The sequence below is a fragment of the Streptomyces sp. M92 genome (genome assembly GCF_028473745.1).
Lineage (GTDB): Bacteria > Actinomycetota > Actinomycetes > Streptomycetales > Streptomycetaceae > Streptomyces.
Genome location: NZ_CP101137.1, coordinates 2,061,074 through 2,078,003 on the forward strand (window position 1 = coordinate 2,061,074; position 16,930 = coordinate 2,078,003).

Annotated in this window: 14 protein-coding genes; 8 read left to right on the forward strand and 6 right to left on the reverse strand. The window is 72.3% G+C overall.

The window, feature by feature from the left end; genetic code table 11:
* Positions 1-44: 44 nt before the first annotated feature.
* From M6G08_RS09405 to M6G08_RS09420, 4 genes are all read left to right on the forward strand, one after another.
* Complete coding sequence (locus tag M6G08_RS09405) at positions 45-1,322, forward strand: aspartate kinase (protein WP_073726483.1); 1,278 nt, start codon at positions 45-47, stop codon at positions 1,320-1,322.
* On the forward strand, positions 1,322-2,398 hold the full coding sequence (locus tag M6G08_RS09410; RefSeq protein WP_272586720.1) for an aspartate-semialdehyde dehydrogenase: 1,077 nt from the start codon (positions 1,322-1,324) through the stop codon (positions 2,396-2,398). The genes M6G08_RS09405 and M6G08_RS09410 overlap by 1 nt, the downstream gene beginning before the upstream one ends.
* Positions 2,399-2,882: 484 nt before the next feature.
* Complete coding sequence (locus tag M6G08_RS09415; RefSeq protein ID WP_073726487.1) at positions 2,883-3,455, forward strand: SigE family RNA polymerase sigma factor; 573 nt, start codon at positions 2,883-2,885, stop codon at positions 3,453-3,455.
* Positions 3,452-4,609, forward strand: a complete 1,158-nt coding sequence (locus tag M6G08_RS09420; RefSeq protein WP_272586721.1) for a hypothetical protein — start codon at positions 3,452-3,454, stop codon at positions 4,607-4,609. The genes M6G08_RS09415 and M6G08_RS09420 overlap by 4 nt, the downstream gene beginning before the upstream one ends.
* Positions 4,610-4,974: 365 nt before the next feature.
* On the opposite strand, the gene M6G08_RS09425 is transcribed toward M6G08_RS09420, so the two are convergent.
* Entirely contained in the window at positions 4,975-5,805 is an 831-nt protein-coding gene (locus M6G08_RS09425; RefSeq protein ID WP_336298986.1) for an SURF1 family protein, read from the reverse strand.
* Between the two features lie 143 nt (positions 5,806-5,948).
* Between M6G08_RS09425 and M6G08_RS09430 the strand changes: the two genes are divergently transcribed.
* Entirely contained in the window at positions 5,949-7,793 is a 1,845-nt protein-coding gene (locus M6G08_RS09430; RefSeq protein ID WP_272586723.1) for a S9 family peptidase, read from the forward strand.
* A 79-nt stretch (positions 7,794-7,872) separates the two neighbouring features.
* Here the strand turns inward: M6G08_RS09430 and M6G08_RS09435 are convergent, their stop codons facing one another.
* Positions 7,873-9,762, reverse strand: coding sequence for an NAD-binding protein (locus M6G08_RS09435; protein ID WP_272591295.1), 1,890 nt, complete (start codon positions 9,760-9,762; stop codon positions 7,873-7,875).
* Positions 9,763-10,016: 254 nt separating this feature from the next.
* On the opposite strand from M6G08_RS09435, the gene M6G08_RS09440 reads away from it, so the two are divergent.
* Positions 10,017-10,292 carry a hypothetical protein gene (locus tag M6G08_RS09440; RefSeq protein WP_443048770.1) on the forward strand — a complete coding sequence of 92 codons (276 nt, stop codon included), beginning with the start codon at positions 10,017-10,019 and terminating at the stop codon, positions 10,290-10,292.
* On the opposite strand, the gene M6G08_RS09445 is transcribed toward M6G08_RS09440, so the two are convergent.
* The 4 genes from M6G08_RS09445 to M6G08_RS09460 form a co-directional block, all read right to left on the reverse strand.
* Complete coding sequence (locus M6G08_RS09445) at positions 10,249-11,352, reverse strand: PucR family transcriptional regulator (RefSeq protein WP_272586724.1); 1,104 nt, start codon at positions 11,350-11,352, stop codon at positions 10,249-10,251. The two genes, M6G08_RS09440 and M6G08_RS09445, sit on opposite strands and share 44 nt — an antisense overlap.
* 121 nt (positions 11,353-11,473) lie before the next feature.
* Positions 11,474-11,779: a zinc-ribbon domain-containing protein gene (locus M6G08_RS09450; protein ID WP_272586725.1), complete on the reverse strand. Its 306-nt coding sequence runs from the start codon at positions 11,777-11,779 to the stop codon at positions 11,474-11,476.
* Positions 11,780-11,889: 110 nt separating this feature from the next.
* On the reverse strand, positions 11,890-12,135 hold the full coding sequence (locus tag M6G08_RS09455) for a helix-turn-helix domain-containing protein (protein ID WP_272586726.1): 246 nt from the start codon (positions 12,133-12,135) through the stop codon (positions 11,890-11,892).
* Positions 12,135-12,632, reverse strand: coding sequence for a DUF2975 domain-containing protein (locus M6G08_RS09460; protein ID WP_272586727.1), 498 nt, complete (start codon positions 12,630-12,632; stop codon positions 12,135-12,137). The genes M6G08_RS09455 and M6G08_RS09460 overlap by 1 nt, the downstream gene beginning before the upstream one ends.
* 142 nt (positions 12,633-12,774) lie before the next feature.
* Here M6G08_RS09460 and M6G08_RS09465 point away from each other — a divergent pair, with 142 nt between their 5' ends.
* Both M6G08_RS09465 and M6G08_RS09475 read left to right on the forward strand, forming a co-directional pair.
* Positions 12,775-13,905: an amidinotransferase gene (locus M6G08_RS09465; protein ID WP_272586728.1), complete on the forward strand. Its 1,131-nt coding sequence runs from the start codon at positions 12,775-12,777 to the stop codon at positions 13,903-13,905.
* 943 nt (positions 13,906-14,848) lie between these two features.
* On the forward strand, positions 14,849-16,888 hold the full coding sequence (locus M6G08_RS09475) for an SPFH domain-containing protein (protein WP_272586729.1): 2,040 nt from the start codon (positions 14,849-14,851) through the stop codon (positions 16,886-16,888).
* The last annotated feature ends 42 nt before the right edge of the window (positions 16,889-16,930 follow it).

Consider the following 16,930-nt stretch of genomic DNA (forward strand, 5'->3'; position numbering starts at 1 on the left):
ATATACGTACGTGCGGAAAGAGACGGATTGAGCGAGGAGCGCACGTGGGCCTTGTCGTGCAGAAGTACGGAGGCTCCTCCGTAGCCGATGCCGAAGGCATCAAGCGCGTCGCCAAGCGGATCGTGGAAGCGAAGAAGAACGGCAACCAGGTGGTCGCCGTCGTTTCCGCGATGGGCGACACGACGGACGAGCTGATCGATCTCGCCGAGCAGGTTTCCCCGATCCCTGCCGGGCGCGAACTCGACATGCTGCTGACCGCCGGGGAGCGTATCTCCATGGCGCTGCTGGCCATGGCGATCAAAAACCTGGGTCACGAGGCCCAGTCGTTCACCGGCAGCCAGGCCGGAGTCATCACCGACTCGGTCCACAACAAGGCGCGCATCATCGACGTGACGCCGGGCCGCATCAAGACCTCGGTGGACGAGGGCAACGTCGCCATCGTGGCCGGCTTCCAGGGCGTCAGCCAGGACAGCAAGGACATCACCACGCTGGGGCGCGGCGGGTCCGACACGACGGCCGTCGCTCTCGCCGCCGCGCTCGACGCGGACGTCTGTGAGATCTACACCGACGTGGACGGCGTGTTCACCGCCGACCCGCGCGTGGTGAAGAAGGCGAAGAAGATCGACTGGATCTCCTTCGAGGACATGCTGGAGCTCGCGGCCTCCGGTTCCAAGGTGCTGCTCCACCGCTGTGTGGAGTACGCCCGCCGGTACAACATCCCGATCCACGTCCGGTCCAGCTTCAGCGGACTGCAGGGCACGTGGGTGAGCAGCGAGCCGATCAAGCAAGGGGAAAAGCACGTGGAGCAGGCCATGATCTCCGGTGTCGCGCACGACACCTCCGAGGCCAAGGTCACCGTCGTCGGTGTCCCGGACAAGCCGGGCGAGGCCGCCGCGATCTTCCGGGCGATCGCCGACGCCCAGGTCAACATCGACATGGTCGTGCAGAACGTGTCCGCCGCCTCCACGGGCCTCACGGACATCTCCTTCACCCTGCCGAAGACCGAGGGCCGCAAGGCCATCGACGCGCTGGAGAAGAACCGCGCGGGCATCGGCTTCGACTCGCTGCGCTACGACGACCAGATCGGGAAGATCTCGCTGGTCGGCGCCGGGATGAAGAGCAACCCGGGCGTCACCGCCGACTTCTTCACCGCGCTGTCCGAGTCCGGGGTGAACATCGAGCTGATCTCGACCTCCGAGATCCGCATCTCGGTCGTCACCCGCAAGGACGACGTGAACGAGGCCGTCCGTGCCGTGCACACGGCCTTCGGGCTGGACTCCGACAGCGACGAGGCCGTGGTCTACGGAGGCACCGGGCGCTGATGGTCGACATCGCGGGTGCCGGGCGCACCGGGCGGCCGACCCTGGCCGTCGTGGGAGCGACCGGCGCCGTCGGTGCGGTCATGCTCCAGATCCTGTCCCAGCACGCGGACGTCTGGGGCGACATCCGTCTGATCGCCTCCCCGCGTTCGGCCGGCCGCAAGCTGGCCGTGCGCGGGGAGGAGGTCGAGGTCGTCGCGCTGAGCGAAGAGGCCTTCGACGGGGTCGACGTCGCCATGTTCGACGTGCCCGACGAGGTCTCCGCGCAGTGGGCGCCGGTCGCCGCCGCCAAGGGTGTGGTGGTGGTCGACAACTCGGGCGCGTTCCGGATGGACCCGGACGTGCCGCTCGTCGTGCCCGAGGTCAATCCGCACGCCGTGCGGATGCGGCCGCGCGGGATCGTGGCCAACCCGAACTGCACGACGCTGTCCATGATCGTGGCGCTGGGCGCGCTGCACGCCGAGTTCGGGCTGCGCGAGCTGGTGGTCTCGTCGTACCAGGCGGTGAGCGGGGCCGGGCGGGACGGTGTCCAGACGCTGCGCCGGCAGCTGTCCCTGGTGGCCGGGACCGAGCTGGGGACCCACCCCGGTGACGTGCGGCGGGCCGTCGGTGACGACACCGGGCCGTTCCCGGAACCGGTCGCGCTGAACGTCGTACCGTGGGCCGGGTCGGCGCGTGAGGACGGCTGGTCGTCGGAGGAGATGAAGGTGCGGGACGAGTCCCGCAAGATTCTCGGGCTGCCGAATCTTCCGGTGGCGGTGACGTGCGTACGGGTGCCGGTCGTCACCACGCACTCGCTGACCGTCCACGCCCGCTTCGAGGGCGAGGTGACGGTCGACAAGGCCCGGGAGATCCTGGCCACCGCGCCCGGTGTCGTCCTGTTCGACAACCCGGCCGCGGGGGAGTTCCCGACCCCCGCCGACGTCGTCGGCACCGACCCGACGTGGGTCGGGCGGGTGCGGCGGGCCCTGGACGACCCGACGGCGCTGGAGCTCTTCGTCTGCGGGGACAACCTGCGCAAGGGCGCCGCGCTGAACACGGCGCAGATCGCGGAGCTGGTCGCGGCCGAGTTCGACTGAGCGCGGGCCGGGCGGATCAGGCGGATCGGACAGGTCGGGCGGACCGGGCGGGTCGGGCCCATCAAGCGGATCAAGATGTGATCCGGAAGTTGGTCCGGACTACTTGTACCGGACACCTGTGGCATCGGAGGATTTCCTCTCCGCCCTCCGCAACCGTGCGGTGGGCGGCAAGCGTCATTGCGGTCACCCATCAGGGCGCGAAGGCGTGTGATCGGCGTGGGGACGTCGAGGGCGGGCGTGGGGACGCTCGTGCACATGGGACATAGGGGAAGAGCGGGACAATGAGGGCCTATGACGCACCGTCAGCCGGGCTGCCGCCCGGCGGACGCGGGAACGTGACGCCCGGCACGTACAACCCTCGCGGGGGTGGGCGTGTCCAACTGGCGTGGCAGAGGTACTCGATTTCCCCGCGACAGCGCGTGGCCCCGCCGTGCGGCCACCCGTCCGGCCCGTCCGTCCCCGAGTGGCCGGTCCGCCCGGTGGCATGCCGGTGATCGCGCCCATGCCCGCAGCGCGGCCGGCCCGCATATCGAACCAGCGCGACGGCGCGGAGGACGCGGCGGCGGGTACCACCGTCGACCACCTCACCGAGACGTACCGGACGCACTACCGGTCGCTGCTCGGCCTCGCCGCCCTCCTCCTCGACGACACCGCCTCCTGCGAGGACGTCGTCCAGGAGGCCTTCATCCGCGTCCACTCGGCGCGCAAACGTGTCCGCGACCCGGAGAAGACCCTGGCCTACCTGCGCCAGACGGTCGTCAATCTCTCGCGCTCGGCGCTGCGTCGCCGCATCCTCGGCCTCAAGCTGCTCTCCAAGCCCATGCCGGACATGGCGAGCGCGGAGGAGGGTGCCTACGACCAGCTGGAGCGGGACTCCCTGATCAAGGCGATGAAGGGACTGCAGCGCCGCCAGCGCGAGGTGCTGGTGCTGCGCTACTTCGCCGACATGACCGAGGCGCAGACCGCCGAGGCGCTCGGCATATCCCTCGGTTCGGTCAAGGCCTACGGCTCGCGCGGCATCGCGGCGCTCAGGGTGGCCATGGAGGCACCGGCATGAGCGACGGTCACGACGCACGGCGCGGGGACCACGACGAGCACAAGCACACGCACGCTGGGAACGGAACTGTGAATCACGGCCCCGACGGGCACGGCCCCGAGCCCCGGGATCAGGGGGCTCCCCGGGAGCCCGGCGGACTCGACCCCGACGAGCTGGTCCTGCGCAGGATGATGCACCGGGCGGTCCAGGACGTGGAGCCGAGCGACGGCACCCTGGAGCACCTGCGTCGCGCGGTGCCCGCCCGCAGGGCCCGCAAGCGTCAGGTCGCCGTCGGCGTGGCGGCCGCAGCCCTCTTCCTCGGCACGGCGGTCCCGGCCCTCGTGCACGTCTCCAAGACGACCGGCCCGGGGGCCGACCCCTCCGTCGCAGGTCACGCCTCGCAGGCGCAGGGCGGTGCCTCCCAGGGCAAGGACCCGGCCGGCGGCCAGAGCGGCGTCGCCGGTTCCGGGGGGACGGGCGAGAGCAAGGAGAAGGGCGACCCCGAGAAGCAGCCCGAGGACAAGGAGAGCGGTGCCGCGACGGGCACGACCCCCGGCACCGACCCCTCCGCGAGCGCCCCCGCCGACGTGCCCGTGTGCTCGGCCAAGCAGCTCGGCCCGGCCGTCGCGAGCAGTGCGGGACCCGACTCGACGGGTGTGGTCTACGGCTCGTTCCGGGTCACCAACGTCTCCTCCGAGGGCTGCACCGTCGTCGGCCCCGGCACTCTGCTCACCACCCCGCAGGGCGCGGCGGACGCCACCAAGATCGGCACCGCGCGGCACGTGGCCGGAGACCCGGCGGTCGGACTGTCCGACCCGTCCCTGGAGACCACCTCGCTGACCCTGGCGCCCGCCTCCGCCTACGAGGTGCAGTTCGCCTGGGTGCCCTCGGAGACCTGCCCCACCACCGACGCCACCACGGGCGGCAGCACCGGCAAACCCTCGCCCGACCCCTCGCCCACCGGCGAGACGACCGCGGCGGGCGGCACCTCCACGGGCGGCGACGAGGCGGCCGCCTCCGGCACCACGACCCAGCTGCTCACCGCGGACGGCAAGGCCGACGGGAGCGTGTCGGTGACGTACACCCCGGAGGGCGGCTCGGGTTCGGCGACGGCGACGGTGACCGACGCGTGCGCGGGGACCGTGTACTGGACGGGCGTGCTGGCCGCGTCGTAGCCGACGCGGCCCGGGCGCGGCGTCCGGTGCCGGCCCGCGGGGCGGGGCTGGTGCCCGTCCGCGTAACGGGTCTGGCGCGGGCCCGCGCAACCGGTCCGTGGCCTGTCTGCGGACGTCCGGTGTCTTCCGCGGACCGTTCGGCGCTCCGTCTGGGGAATCCGTCTGGTCCTTGTCCGCCGGACGTTCTTCTCTGTCCGTGGATCGTCCGGCCCCTGTCCGCGTGACGGGTTCGGGGTCTGTCTGCGGACGTCCGGTGTCGTTCCGCGGACCGTTCGGCGCTCCGTCTGGGGAATCCGTCCGGGACTTGTCCGCGGAACGTCCCCCTGTCCGCGGACCGTCCGACTCCGTCCGCGGACCGTCCGGCGTCAGACGCCGGACGGGCTGGGCTGCGGCTTCCGCCCGCCCTCCGCGTCCTTGTCCTCGTCCTCGTCCTCGTCCTCCGGGACCAGCCCCAGCTCCGCGTCCCTGGCGAGCTCGACCTCGCGGCGCAGCAGCCGGAACCACATGAAGATCACGAAGCCCACGAAGGCGAACCACTCGGCCGTGTAACCGAGGTTCTGGAACGCCTTCAAATCCAGCCCCGTGCCCTGCGGCGCGCTCACGGGCACGGCCCGCATCCCGGAGTCGCCCTCGTTGAGCGTCACCCACGCGTCGTAGACGTCGTACGGCACCAGGTTCAGCAGCGTCGCGGCACTGATCGCGCCGGTCTGTCCCTCCGGCCAGCCGGAGCGGCCGCTGACACCGTTGCTGCCGACCGACTCGGCGGCCTGGAGGGCTCCGGTGACGGTCACCCGGCCGGTGGGCGGGGCCGGGACCTCCGCCGTGTCGGGGTCGCCGGGCAGCCAGCCGCGCGCGACCGGCAGCGCCTTGCCGTCGTCGGTGCGCAGCAGTGTGAGGACGTAGAAGCCCTCGCGGTCGTCCAGCTTCCGCTCCGGGACCAGCAACTGGTCGGCGTAGCGGCCGCTCACCGTCGTCTGGTCGCCGACCGTGGCCTTGTCCACGGGCAGCAGCTCCGTCAGCGGCCGGGCCGCCTCCCGGCGCGCCGGGTCCTGCGGGGCGGTGGCGGCCTCGTGGTCCTGGACCCGGTCCTCGAACCGGCCCAGCTGCCACGAACCCATGAAGACGCAGAAGGGGATGGCCAGGACGACGAAGACGTTGATCCCCCACCAGCGGGGCGTCAGCAGAAACCGGTACACGCCCTCCACGGTACGGGGCGCGCCCCGGCCGCCCGGCCGCGGGGCTGTGGAAAACCAGGGGGAGTGCGGCGGGACGGGCGAGGTTGTCCACAGGCTGGGGATCTGGTCTGCGCGTTGTCGCCCGGTCGGGGCAGTATGGGGCCATGACTGAGAGCAACGGGTCCGTTCCGTCGGACATGGGCGTGGACGAGCGGCAGACGCAGGGCGAGCAGATGCCGGACTGGGAGAAGCGGTTCCGGGCGCCGAGGGTGTCCCTGCCCGACTGGGCCGAGGACGCGCCGGACCGCTCCCTGTTCGTGTCGAACGCGACGGGGACCTACGAGCTGTACGCCTGGGACCGGTCCACCGGCGAGCAGCGCCAGGTCACCGACCGGCCCAACGGCACGACGGACGGTGTGCTCTCGCCCGACGGCGACTGGATCTGGTGGTTCGACGACAAGGACGGCGACGAGTTCGGCGTCTGGCGGCGCCAGCCCTTCGCGGGCGGCGAGGACGAGCTCGCGGTGCCCGGCCTGGACGCGTCCTACCCGGCGGGCCTCGCCCTCGCCCGGGACGGGCGCACGGCGGTGATCGGCCGCTCCACCGACGAGGACGGTACGACGATCCATCTCGCGCGCGCGGACGCCGCCCCGGTGGAGATCTACCGCCACCGCGAGTCCGCGGGCGTCGGCGACCTCTCCCACGACGGCACGCTGATCGCGATCGAGCACACCGAGCACGGTGACGCCATGCACTCGGCGCTGCGCGTGGTCCGCCCCGACGGCACGACGGTCGCCGAGCTGGACGACACCCGGGGCGGCGAGGAGGAGCTGGGCCTGGAGGTCCTCGGGTTCGCGCCGGTCGACGGCGACACCCGCCTGCTCATCGGACACCAGCGCCGGGGCCGCTGGGAGCCCCTGGTGTGGGACGTGGCGAGCGGTGAGCAGACCGACCTCGCCCTGGAGCTGCCGGGCGACGTCAGCGCCGAGTGGTACCCGGACGGCAGCGGTCTGCTGATCGTGCACGGTTTCGAGGCCCGCAGCGAGCTGTTCCGCTACGACTTCGCCGAGCGCGAGCTGGTGGAGATCGACACCCCGGCCGGCACGGTCTCCGGGGCGACGGCCCGCCCCGACGGCACCGTCGAGTACCTGTGGTCCTCGGCCGCTCAGCCGTCGACGGTCCGCTCGACGGACGGCCGGGTCGTCCTGGACCCGCCCGGTATGAAGTCGCCGCGCTCGGTCCCGGTGGAGGACGTGTGGGTGGAGGGCCCCGGCGGCCGCATCCACGCCCTGGTCCAGAAGCCGGCCGGCACCAGCGGCCCGCTCCCGACGGTCTTCGACATCCACGGCGGCCCCACCTGGCACGACAGCGACGCCTTCGCCGCGGGCCCGGCGGCCTGGGTCGACCACGGCTACGCGGTGGTCCGGGTCAACTACCGGGGCTCCACCGGCTACGGCCGCGCCTGGACCGACGCCCTCAAGCACCGGGTCGGCCTCATCGAGCTGGAGGACATCGCGGCGGTACGCGAGTGGGCGGTCGCCTCGGGCCTCGCCGACCCGGAGCGCCTGATCCTCACCGGCGGTTCCTGGGGCGGCTACCTCACGCTCCTCGGTGTCGGCACCCAGCCCGAGGCCTGGACGCTGGGCATCGCCGCCGTCCCGGTCGCCGACTACGTCACCGCGTACCACGACGAGATGGAGGGTCTGAAGGCCCTCGACCGCACCCTGTTGGGCGGCACCCCCGAAGAGGTCCCCGACCGCTTCGAGGCCTCCTCCCCGCTGACCTACGTCGACCAGGTGAAGGCCCCGGTCTACATCTCGGCCGGCGTCAACGACCCGCGCTGCCCGATCCGCCAGGTGGAGAACTACGTCGAGCGCCTGGAGGAGAGGGGCGCCGTCCACGAGGTGTACCGCTACGACGCGGGGCACGGCTCGCTGGTGGTGGACGAACGCATCAAGCAGATCCGGCTGGAACTGGACTTTGCGGCAAGGCACCTGCCGCGAGGCTAGCCGCCCGCCGCACGGTCGTAGGGGCGGCGGCGCCCCTTCGACCGTGCCGCCTACGACCGTGCCGCCTACGACCGTGCCCCTACATCCCCGTCCCCCGCCGCGCCCCCCGCCGCCCCAGCAACTCCGCCAGCCCCCGCCGGGTCGCCGCCAGCACCACCCGGTCCCCGCTGCGCAGGACATAGGTGTCGGGCAGCTCCCACACCAGCCTGGACCCCTGCTCCGCCTCACCGTCGGAGGTGTGGTCGGAGACCTCCAGCGCCAGCACCCGCCACGCTCCCGCCCGGAACGCCTCGCCGACCGTCCGCCCCTCCAGCTGCGGGTGCCCCGCCACCCGTACCGCCGCGAACAGCAGCACCCGCCGCTCGACGGGGATCGCACCCAGGATCTGGCGGCCCATCATCGCCCCCGCGAACGCCGGCGCGGACAGGTGTGTCACGCTGCGGCTGCGGGTCAGCGCCCCCGGGTGCGCCGCGCGCAGCGTGCGGTACACGGCGGTCGCGAAGTCGTCGTCGTACAGCCGCAGCACGACCCGCAGCCGGGATCGCACGGAGCGGGCGTACAGCACCGCCTCCAGGTTCGTGGTGTCGACACTGGTCAGCGCGAGCAGCGAGTGCGCCCGGTGGATCTTGGCGGCCTCCAGGACGCCCTCCTGCGTGACGTCCCCGAGCACCACCGGCACCCGCAGCCGCCGCGCCGTCGCCATGCCGCGCGCCTCGGGGTCGGCCTCGACGCACACCACGGGGATGTCCATCTCCCGCAGCCGGGTCAGCACGCGGGTGCCGATCTTGCCGAGACCGAGCAGGACGACGTGCCCGCCGAGCCCGCGCGGCGGCTTGCGCAGCGCCGTCGCGCTCCGGAAGGTCCCCAGGGCCTCCAGTACGGCGGCGAGCAGCACCGGCAGCAGCAGCAACCCGACGAAACCGGCGAGGAGTTGCAGCACCTGCCGTCCGGAGTCGGCGTTGTGCGCGGGCTCGTTGATGGCGAACAGGTCGAGAAGGGTCACGTACGTCGCGTGCAGCGGGTGGTCCCCGGTGACCACCATCAGCGCCACGGCGAGCGCGACCACACACGCCCCCAGGCCCGCCAGCGACCACCGCAGCCGCTGCGAGAACAGCTCGCCGAACGGCGGGACACCGGCCCGCGCGGCGGGCAGCGGCGGACCGGAGTACGACACCTGCTCCAGGGCGACCGTGCCGCGTCCGGTGGCCGCCTCCACCGCGGTCGCGTCGGGCAGCAGTTGCGGTCCCTGCTCGCCGCTCTCCTCCGAACCGTCCGCCCCGGCCGGGTCGTTGCTCGTCGCGGAGAGCAGCGCCAGCGTGCACAGACCGGGGTCGGCGACCTCGCCGGGCCGCGGCGGCTGCCGTTCCACCGCACGCAGCAGCAGCCCGTCCGTCTCGACGACCTTGCTGGTGCCGACCAGCGCCGTCGCCGCCAGCGCGGGCGCCGCCGTGTCCGCGTCGGACAGCACGGTCGTGGACGTACCGGCGCCGTCCAGCCCGGCGTCCCGCGAGTCGCCGGTGGCCAGCGCGGCGCTCTGGTCGAGCAGTTCCTCGATGTGCCGGCCGAGCCGCCGGTTGTACAGGCGCAGGACCAGGCGCAGCCGGGGGTTGAGCCGGCGGGCGGCCAGGGCGGCGCGGATGTTGGTCTCATCGTCGTCGTACACGAGGGCCAGGGCCGCCGCCCGGTCGACGCCGGCCTGCGCGAGGACCTCGTCGGTCGGCTCGGCGGCCTCCAGTTCACGGCCGGCGCCGTTCGGGTCGCCGGCCCCGGGGTCGCCGTTGCCCGAGCGGCCGACGGCCGCGCTGACCCTGTCCAGCAGCGCCGCGGAGGCCGCGCGGGCCCGCCCGACCACGGGTTGGCGTACCCGGCTCCCGGAGGGCGGTACGACGAGTGTGACCTGCTCGCGGTAGACGCCGCGCAGTTCGGCGGCGAGACGGTGTGCCAGCCCGTCGTCGCCGCACACGACCATGTGCGCGTACGTGTCGCCCTGCCCGGCCTGGTGCGGAACGCTCCCCGTTGAAGTCCCCATTTGAGGAAGGACAGTACCGGCGCGAGCCGCGGTTCCGGGAGCGGCCGAGGAGTTGGAGGGGAGACGGAGGAGCGCCGGAGGACGGCATCAAAGACGCGTTAGGACTGCCGGAAAACGGCAATGACGGGATGGCGGCCCGAGGGGGAACATATGACTCACCGAAGCTCAGCGACGGGCGGGAGGGGGACGGCACGATGGCCTGGTCTCTCGGACCGGGTATCACGGGGGTCGTGCCGCTCGCCCTGTCGCTGGTCTTCGGCGGAGTGCTGGAAGGCGCGTTCGGGGGAGCGCTGGACGGCTTCCTGGAGGGGTGGCTGTCGCTGCCGGTCACCGCCGGGTTCACGGCGGTGACCGGCTTCGCAGGCGCCGACGTCCTCGGTACCGGCTGGACCGGCCCCGGCACGCGTACCGCTGTCGGCCGGCCGCTCAGATCTCCTGGGCGGGCCAGCCCAGCAGCCGGGCGCCGATGACCGCGGTCTGCAGGGTGTAGCGGTGCACCGGATCGGCGGGATTGGCCCCGGTCAGCTGGTGGATGCGGTCCAGTCGGTAGGTGAGCGCGCGCACGCTGAGCGTCAGGCGCCGGGCGGCCTCGGCCGCGGTGCAGCCGGCGTCGAAGTACGCCTCCAGGGTCCGCAGCAGCGGCTCGGCCCCGCCGCGGGCGCCGCGCAGCGGACCCAGCACGCTCACCACGAGGTCGGCCATCGCCTGCCGGTCGCGGGTGAGTACCGGGTAGACGAGCAGGTCGGCGGCGTGCAGCACGGGCTCGTCCAGCTCCAGCCGCTCGGCGAGTTCGAGGGTGCTCAGGGCCTCCTCGTAGCTGTGCACGACACCACCCGCGCCGGTCTGCGGGCGCCCGATGGCGACCCGGCTGCCGTCGGTGGCGGCGTACGCCTGCTTGGCGAAGAAGGTGAGGACGTCGTCCTGGTCGCCGGGGGCGATGCAGATGAGCTGACCGTTCTTGGTGGTGATCAGGATGCGGCGGTCGCCGAAGCGGGAGATGAGCGCGGTCTCCACGAACCGGGTGACCGGGGCGGTGTCGTCGTACGCCTCGGGTCCCTCGGCCACCGCGACGGCGTGGGCGCGGGAGAGGACGAGCCCGAAGCGCTCGGCCCGTTCGGCGAGCCGGCCGAGGTCGCTGCGCCCGTAGAGCAGGTCGTCGATGAACTCCCGTCGCGCGGCCTCCTCCTGCCGCACGGCGAGGCGCTGTGCGCGCTCGTAGCCCTCCGCGAACGCGTCGACGGCCTGGGTGACGGCGGCGAGGACGCTGTCGGCGGTGCCGGTGCCGGAGGCGGTCACGGTGCCGGGCCAGGAGGTGCGGGTGGCGTCCAGGTGCAGCCGTACGAGGCTGCGCAGGCTGTGGCCGGCCTCCGCGGCCTGTTCCCCGAGGAGGCGCCGTTCCTCCAGTTCGTCGCGGGTCAGCCGGCGCCCGGTGCCGGCGGCCCCGGCGAGTATCGCGGCGTACCCGTCCAGGTACGCCTCCTGCCGGTCCGTCCGCTGCTCCGTCCGCTGGTCCGTCTGCTGGTCCGTCACCCCGCGCCTCCCCTGCCGGTCACGCCCGGTGCGCGGTCTCGGCAAAGCGAGGGTAGTCAGGACTGCCGGGACCCGGCAACGCGGTAGAGCGGTACGCCGGTTCGGCGGCGCGGGCCCGGGCTCAGGGCCGCTGGTAGGGGTGCTGCGGCGACTGCCCGTACGGCTGCCCGCCGGAGCTTCCCGGACCGCCGCTCACGGCCTGCCTCTGCAACCGGTCCGCCTGTTCCTTGCCGACCTGCTGCTCCGCGCCGCAGAAGGTGCACTGGGTCAGGTACTTCGTGGAGAACGGGAACAGCGGCACGAAGAACAGCGTGAACTTGTTGACGCGCTTCCTGAGCGTGTGCGCGGAGGGATTGCCGCACCGGCCGCACACCAGCGTCAGTACCGCGAGCTGGTAGAGGTATCCCTTGGTGCCGAAGATGATCACGAGCGGGTCCTTCCGGGTCGGCGCCCGCGGGCGCGCGTGCACACGGATCTTCTCCCAGACTGCGCCCGGAGGGGGCCGCGGAGCCACCCGCGGCCGGCACCGGCCCGGCGTCACGTCCCGGCGTACTCGCCCTCGCCGTTTCCGTACTCGTCCCCGGCCTCGTGGCGCAGCAGGTCACCGGGCTGGCACTCGAGTACGACGCAGAGCGCGGCGAGCGTCGTGAAGCGGACCGCCTTGGCGCGGCCGTTCTTGAGCACCGCCAGGTTGGCGGGGGTGATGCCGACGCGCTCCGCGAGCTCGCCCACGGACATCTTGCGCTTGGCCAGCATCACGTCGATGTCCACGACGATCGGCATCAGATCACCTCTGCCAGCTCGGCCCGCATCCGCGCCGCCTCGATGTCGCGGGCGACGGCCTGGGCGAGCAGCATCCGCAGGACCAGCACGACCAGCGCGACGCCCAGGATCGCCACGACGACGCCGCCCAGCATGAGGACGATGCCCGGCGCGACGGCCTCGCCCGGCGCGAGCAGGACCGCGAGGGTGAACACCAGGAGTGCGGCCGCGACGAAGGCGCCGATCACGATGTGCACGTACCGGAAGGCCCCGAGCGAGAACACGGTGCCCCGCCGCACCATCGTCACCAGCCGCCACACGCAGACCAGCACCACCTCGGCCGCCGCGGCCCCCAGGACGACGATCAGGAAGACCGGCGTGCGCACGGCCGCCAGGGCGGCGTCGGGATCACCGGTGCCGGCCGTCAGCAGCCAGATCAGTACTCCCTGGACGAACGCCGCCCCGGCGAGCAGCACCACCAGCACACCGCGCAGCGCGAGCGTCATCAGTTGCCCCATCACCCCTCCTTCAATCGAACTACGATGGAAATCTATCGATAAACGATAGGCGGGGCAAGTCCTGCGGGAAGCGACGGTGTCGTCGGCCCGATTCGGGGCACCGAGTACGTCACGGAGCCGTGTCGAGCGGGAGCGGTCAGTCATGGCGGTGGCGCAGGAACCCGGTGTCGGTGTCACGGAGGCGGCGGAACCCGCCGTCTCGCCCGTCGGGTCACACAACGAGTGGGACCCCCTGGAGGAAGTCGTCGTCGGACGGCTGGAGGGCGCGACGATCCCCTCCGACCACCCGGTCGTGACCTGCAACGTCCCCCCGTGGGCGGCCCGGCTGCAGGGACTGGCCGCCGGATTCCGCTACCCGCGCGTCCTGATCGAGCGGGCGCAGCAGGAACTCGACGGGTTCGTCACCCTCCTGGAGTCCCTCGGCGTCACGGTCACCCGCCCCGAGGCGGTCGACCACCGGCAGCGCTTCAGCACCCCGGACTGGTCGTCCCGCGGCTTCTGCAACACCTGCCCGCGCGACTGCCTCCTGGTGATCGGCGACGAGATCATCGAGACCCCGATGGCCTGGCCGTGCCGCTACTTCGAGACCCACTCCTACCGTCCGCTGCTCAAGGACTACTTCCGCCGCGGCGCACGCTGGACCGCCGCCCCCAAGCCCCAGCTCACCGACGAGCTCTTCGACCCGGACTTCCGCATCCCGAAGCCGGGCGAGCCGATGCGGTACGTCCTCACCGAGTTCGAGCCGGTCTTCGACGCGGCGGACTTCGTCCGCGCCGGACGCGACCTCTTCGTCACCCGCAGCAACGTCACCAACCGCATGGGCGTCGAGTGGCTGCGCCGCCACCTCGGCCCCGGCTACCGCATCCACGAGATCGAGAGCCGCTGCCGCACGCCCATGCACATCGACACGACGTTCATGCCGCTGGCGCCCGGCAAGGTGCTGATCAACCCGGAGTACGTCGACCCCGACCGCCTGCCCGACGCCCTCGCCTCCTGGGACGTCCTGACCGCGCCCGAGCCCGACCCGATCCCCGACCGCATGCTCAAGGTCACCTCGATGTGCGGGAAGTGGCTCAGCATGAACGTCCTCGTGATCGACGGCGAGCGGGTCGTCGCCGACCGGCACCACACCGGCATGCTGCGCGCCCTGGAACGCTGGGGCTTCGAGCCCGTCCCCTGCGACCTCCTGCACTACGCGCCCTTCGGCGGCTCCTTCCACTGCGCGACCCTCGACGTACGGCGCCGCGGCACGCTGGAGTCCTACGTCGACTGACGCGCCGCCCGCCACGCGCGGCGCTGCCGCCCTACAGGTCTCGTACGCCCGCTTGTGGGCTCCGTACCGGATGGTGCCCGCCGTCGCGGACGGCGATCCTGGAGCCGAGCCACTCCCCCCGGCCGGCGCCGGCCCGCCGGACCGGGGCGAACCGGCCACGTATGCGCGGCGGCGCCCCCTCGCCCTGGTGTGATCGTGGCGTACCCACCCGCAAGAGAGCAGATGGCCCGACCGACCGACCGACCGCGCCCGGCCCGGCCCCGTGTACGCCGTGCCGGACGCGGCCGGCACGGCCGCCGGGCCGGCCACGGTGAGCAGCCCCCGCGCGAGCAGCCCCGTGGTGGTGCCGCCGACCGTACGCAGCCCGTCCCGCCACCCGTACGCGACGGCCCGCTTCGTCACCACGGCCGTGTCCGGCCCGGGAACCACAGTCACGACGGCGAGCACACCGGTGGCGGTGAGGAGCTGTACGAACATGGGCGCATCATCGCGCTTGCCCCGGGTCGAAGCAGGCATCAAGAGGGCATCAAGATTGCCGTAACACGGCAATGCGGAGCGTGGCGTGTCTCGGTCATCATGAGGGCGGCAGCAACAGGGGGACGGCCCTGGTGCCAGAGCCCGGCAACGGGCGCCGGCGCCGGGGCCCGGGACCGCATCGGGGGTGAGACGTGGCACGGATCGACGCCGTCTCCGCGCGAGCCCTCAGCCTCCTCGATCCCCTGAGCCCCCTCAGCGCCCTCGGTGACATGCCCCGGCGGCCGGTTCCCCGTAGGAGCCCGGCAGCAGCCCCGTACGACCCCGGCAGTAGCCGCGGCCGCGGCTGAGTCGTAGCCGACGCGCGTTTCACGCCCTGTCTCTTCGCCTCTTGCCGTGGGCGCCGACTCCGCGCTTACGCCGCTTACTTCGCACCATCCGCTGACTTCGCAGACTCAGAGGACTCCCTATGGATTACACCCTGGGCATCGGCGTGCTCGTTTGCCTCGTGCTCGCCGCCGCCGTGCTGTTCGTCGTGGCCCGGCTCTTCCGCAAGGTGGAGCAGGGCAAGGCGCTGATCGTCTCCAAGATGCGCAAGGTCGACGTGACCTTCACCGGGCAGGTCGTGCTGCCGGTGCTGCACAAGGCCGAGGTGATGGACATCTCGGTGAAGACGATCGAGATCACCCGGGCCGGCAAGGAAGGGCTGATCTGCCGGGACAACATCCGTGCGGACATCCGCATCTCGTTCTTCGTCAAGGTGAACAAGACCGTCGAGGACGTCATCAAGGTCGCCCAGGCCGTCGGCACCACACGGGCCAGTGACCGCGACACGCTCCAGGAGCTGTTCCACGCGAAGTTCTCCGAGGCGCTGAAGACCGTCGGCAAGCAGATGGACTTCACCGACCTCTACACCAAGCGCGAGGAGCTGCGGTTCCGGATCATCGAGGTCATCGGCGTCGACCTCAGCGGGTACCACCTGGAGGACGCGGCGATCGACTACCTGGAGCAGACGCCGCTCACCCAGCTCGACCCGGCCAACGTCCTGGACGCGCAGGGCATCCGGAAGATCACCGAGCTGACGGCCGTGGAGCACGTGCGCACCAACGAGGCCCAGCGCACCGAGGAGAAGGAGATCACCCGGCAGAACGTCGACGCCCGGGAGGCCATCCTGGAGCTGGAGCGCCGGCAGGTCGACGCCGAGAGCAAGCAGAAGCGGGAGATCGAGACCGTCCGGGCGCGGGAAGAGGCCGAGACGGCGCGGGTGGTGGAGGAGGAGCGGCTGCGGGCGCAGTCGGCCTTCCTCAAGACCGAGGAGCAGCTCGGCATCCAGCGCGAGAACCAGGGCCGCGAGGTCGCGGTCGCGCAGAAGAACCGCGAGCGGGTCATCGCCGTCGAGAGCGAGCGCATCGAGAAGGACCGCCTCCTGGAGGTCATCGCCCGCGAGCGGGAGACACAGCTCACCCGGATCGCCGCCGAGAAGGAGGTCGAGGCGGAGAAGCGGGAGATCGCCGACGTCATCCGGGAGCGGGTGGCGGTGGACCGCACGGTCGCCGAGCAGGAGGAGGCCATCAAGAAGCTGCGTGCCGTGGAGGAGGCGGAGCGGCAGCGGCAGGCCGTCGTCATCGCCGCCGAGGCCGAGGCGCAGGAGCGGCTGGTCAAGGACATCAAGGCCGCCGAGGCCGCCGAACAGGCCGCCACGCACCGTGCCGCCGAGGAACTCACCCTCGCCGAGGCCCGCCTCAAGAGCGCCGACCTCGACGCGCGGGCCAAGCTGCGGCTCGCCGAGGGCATCCAGGCGGAGAGCGCGGCCCCGGGGCTGGCCGAGATCCAGGTCCGCGACAAGGAGGCCGAGGTCATCGAGAAGGCCGGCCGTGCCGAGGCCGAGGCCACCGAGGCCCGGCTGCGGGCCGAGGCCGAGGGCGCCAAGGCGAAGGCCCTGGCGGAGGCCGCCGCCGTCGGCGAGAAGCTGAAGGCCGAGGCGGCCGGTCTCACCGAGAAGGCGGCGGCGATGGCCGCGCTGGACGAGGCATCCCGCGGCCACGAGGAGTACCGGCTGCGGCTGGAGGCCGAGAAGGACATCCGGCTGGCCGGGCTGGACGTCCAGCGGCAGGTGGCCGAGGCGCAGGCGACGGTCCTGGCGACCGGGCTGGAGAACGCCGACATCGACATCGTCGGCGGCGAGTCGGTCTTCTTCGACCGGCTGGTCGGGGCGATCGGCCTCGGCAAGGGCGTCGACGGCTTCATGCAGCACTCCGAGACCGCCCAGACGCTGGCGCAGCCCTGGCTGGACGGGACGTCGAGCTTCACCGACGACCTCGCCCGCGTCCTCGGCTCGGTCTCCACGGCCGACGTGCAGAACCTGACCGTGTCCACCCTGCTGATGAAGCTCATGAAGTCGGGCGGCGCCGACGCCGCGGCCCTGGAGCAGCTGCTCGGCAAGGCCGGTGAGCTGGGCCTGGCCGACACCCGGCTGACGGCCGCCGTGAACGGCAGTGCCAAGGGCTGACCGCTCTTCCCGATTCCCTGAGAGGGACTTCCTGAGAGGGAC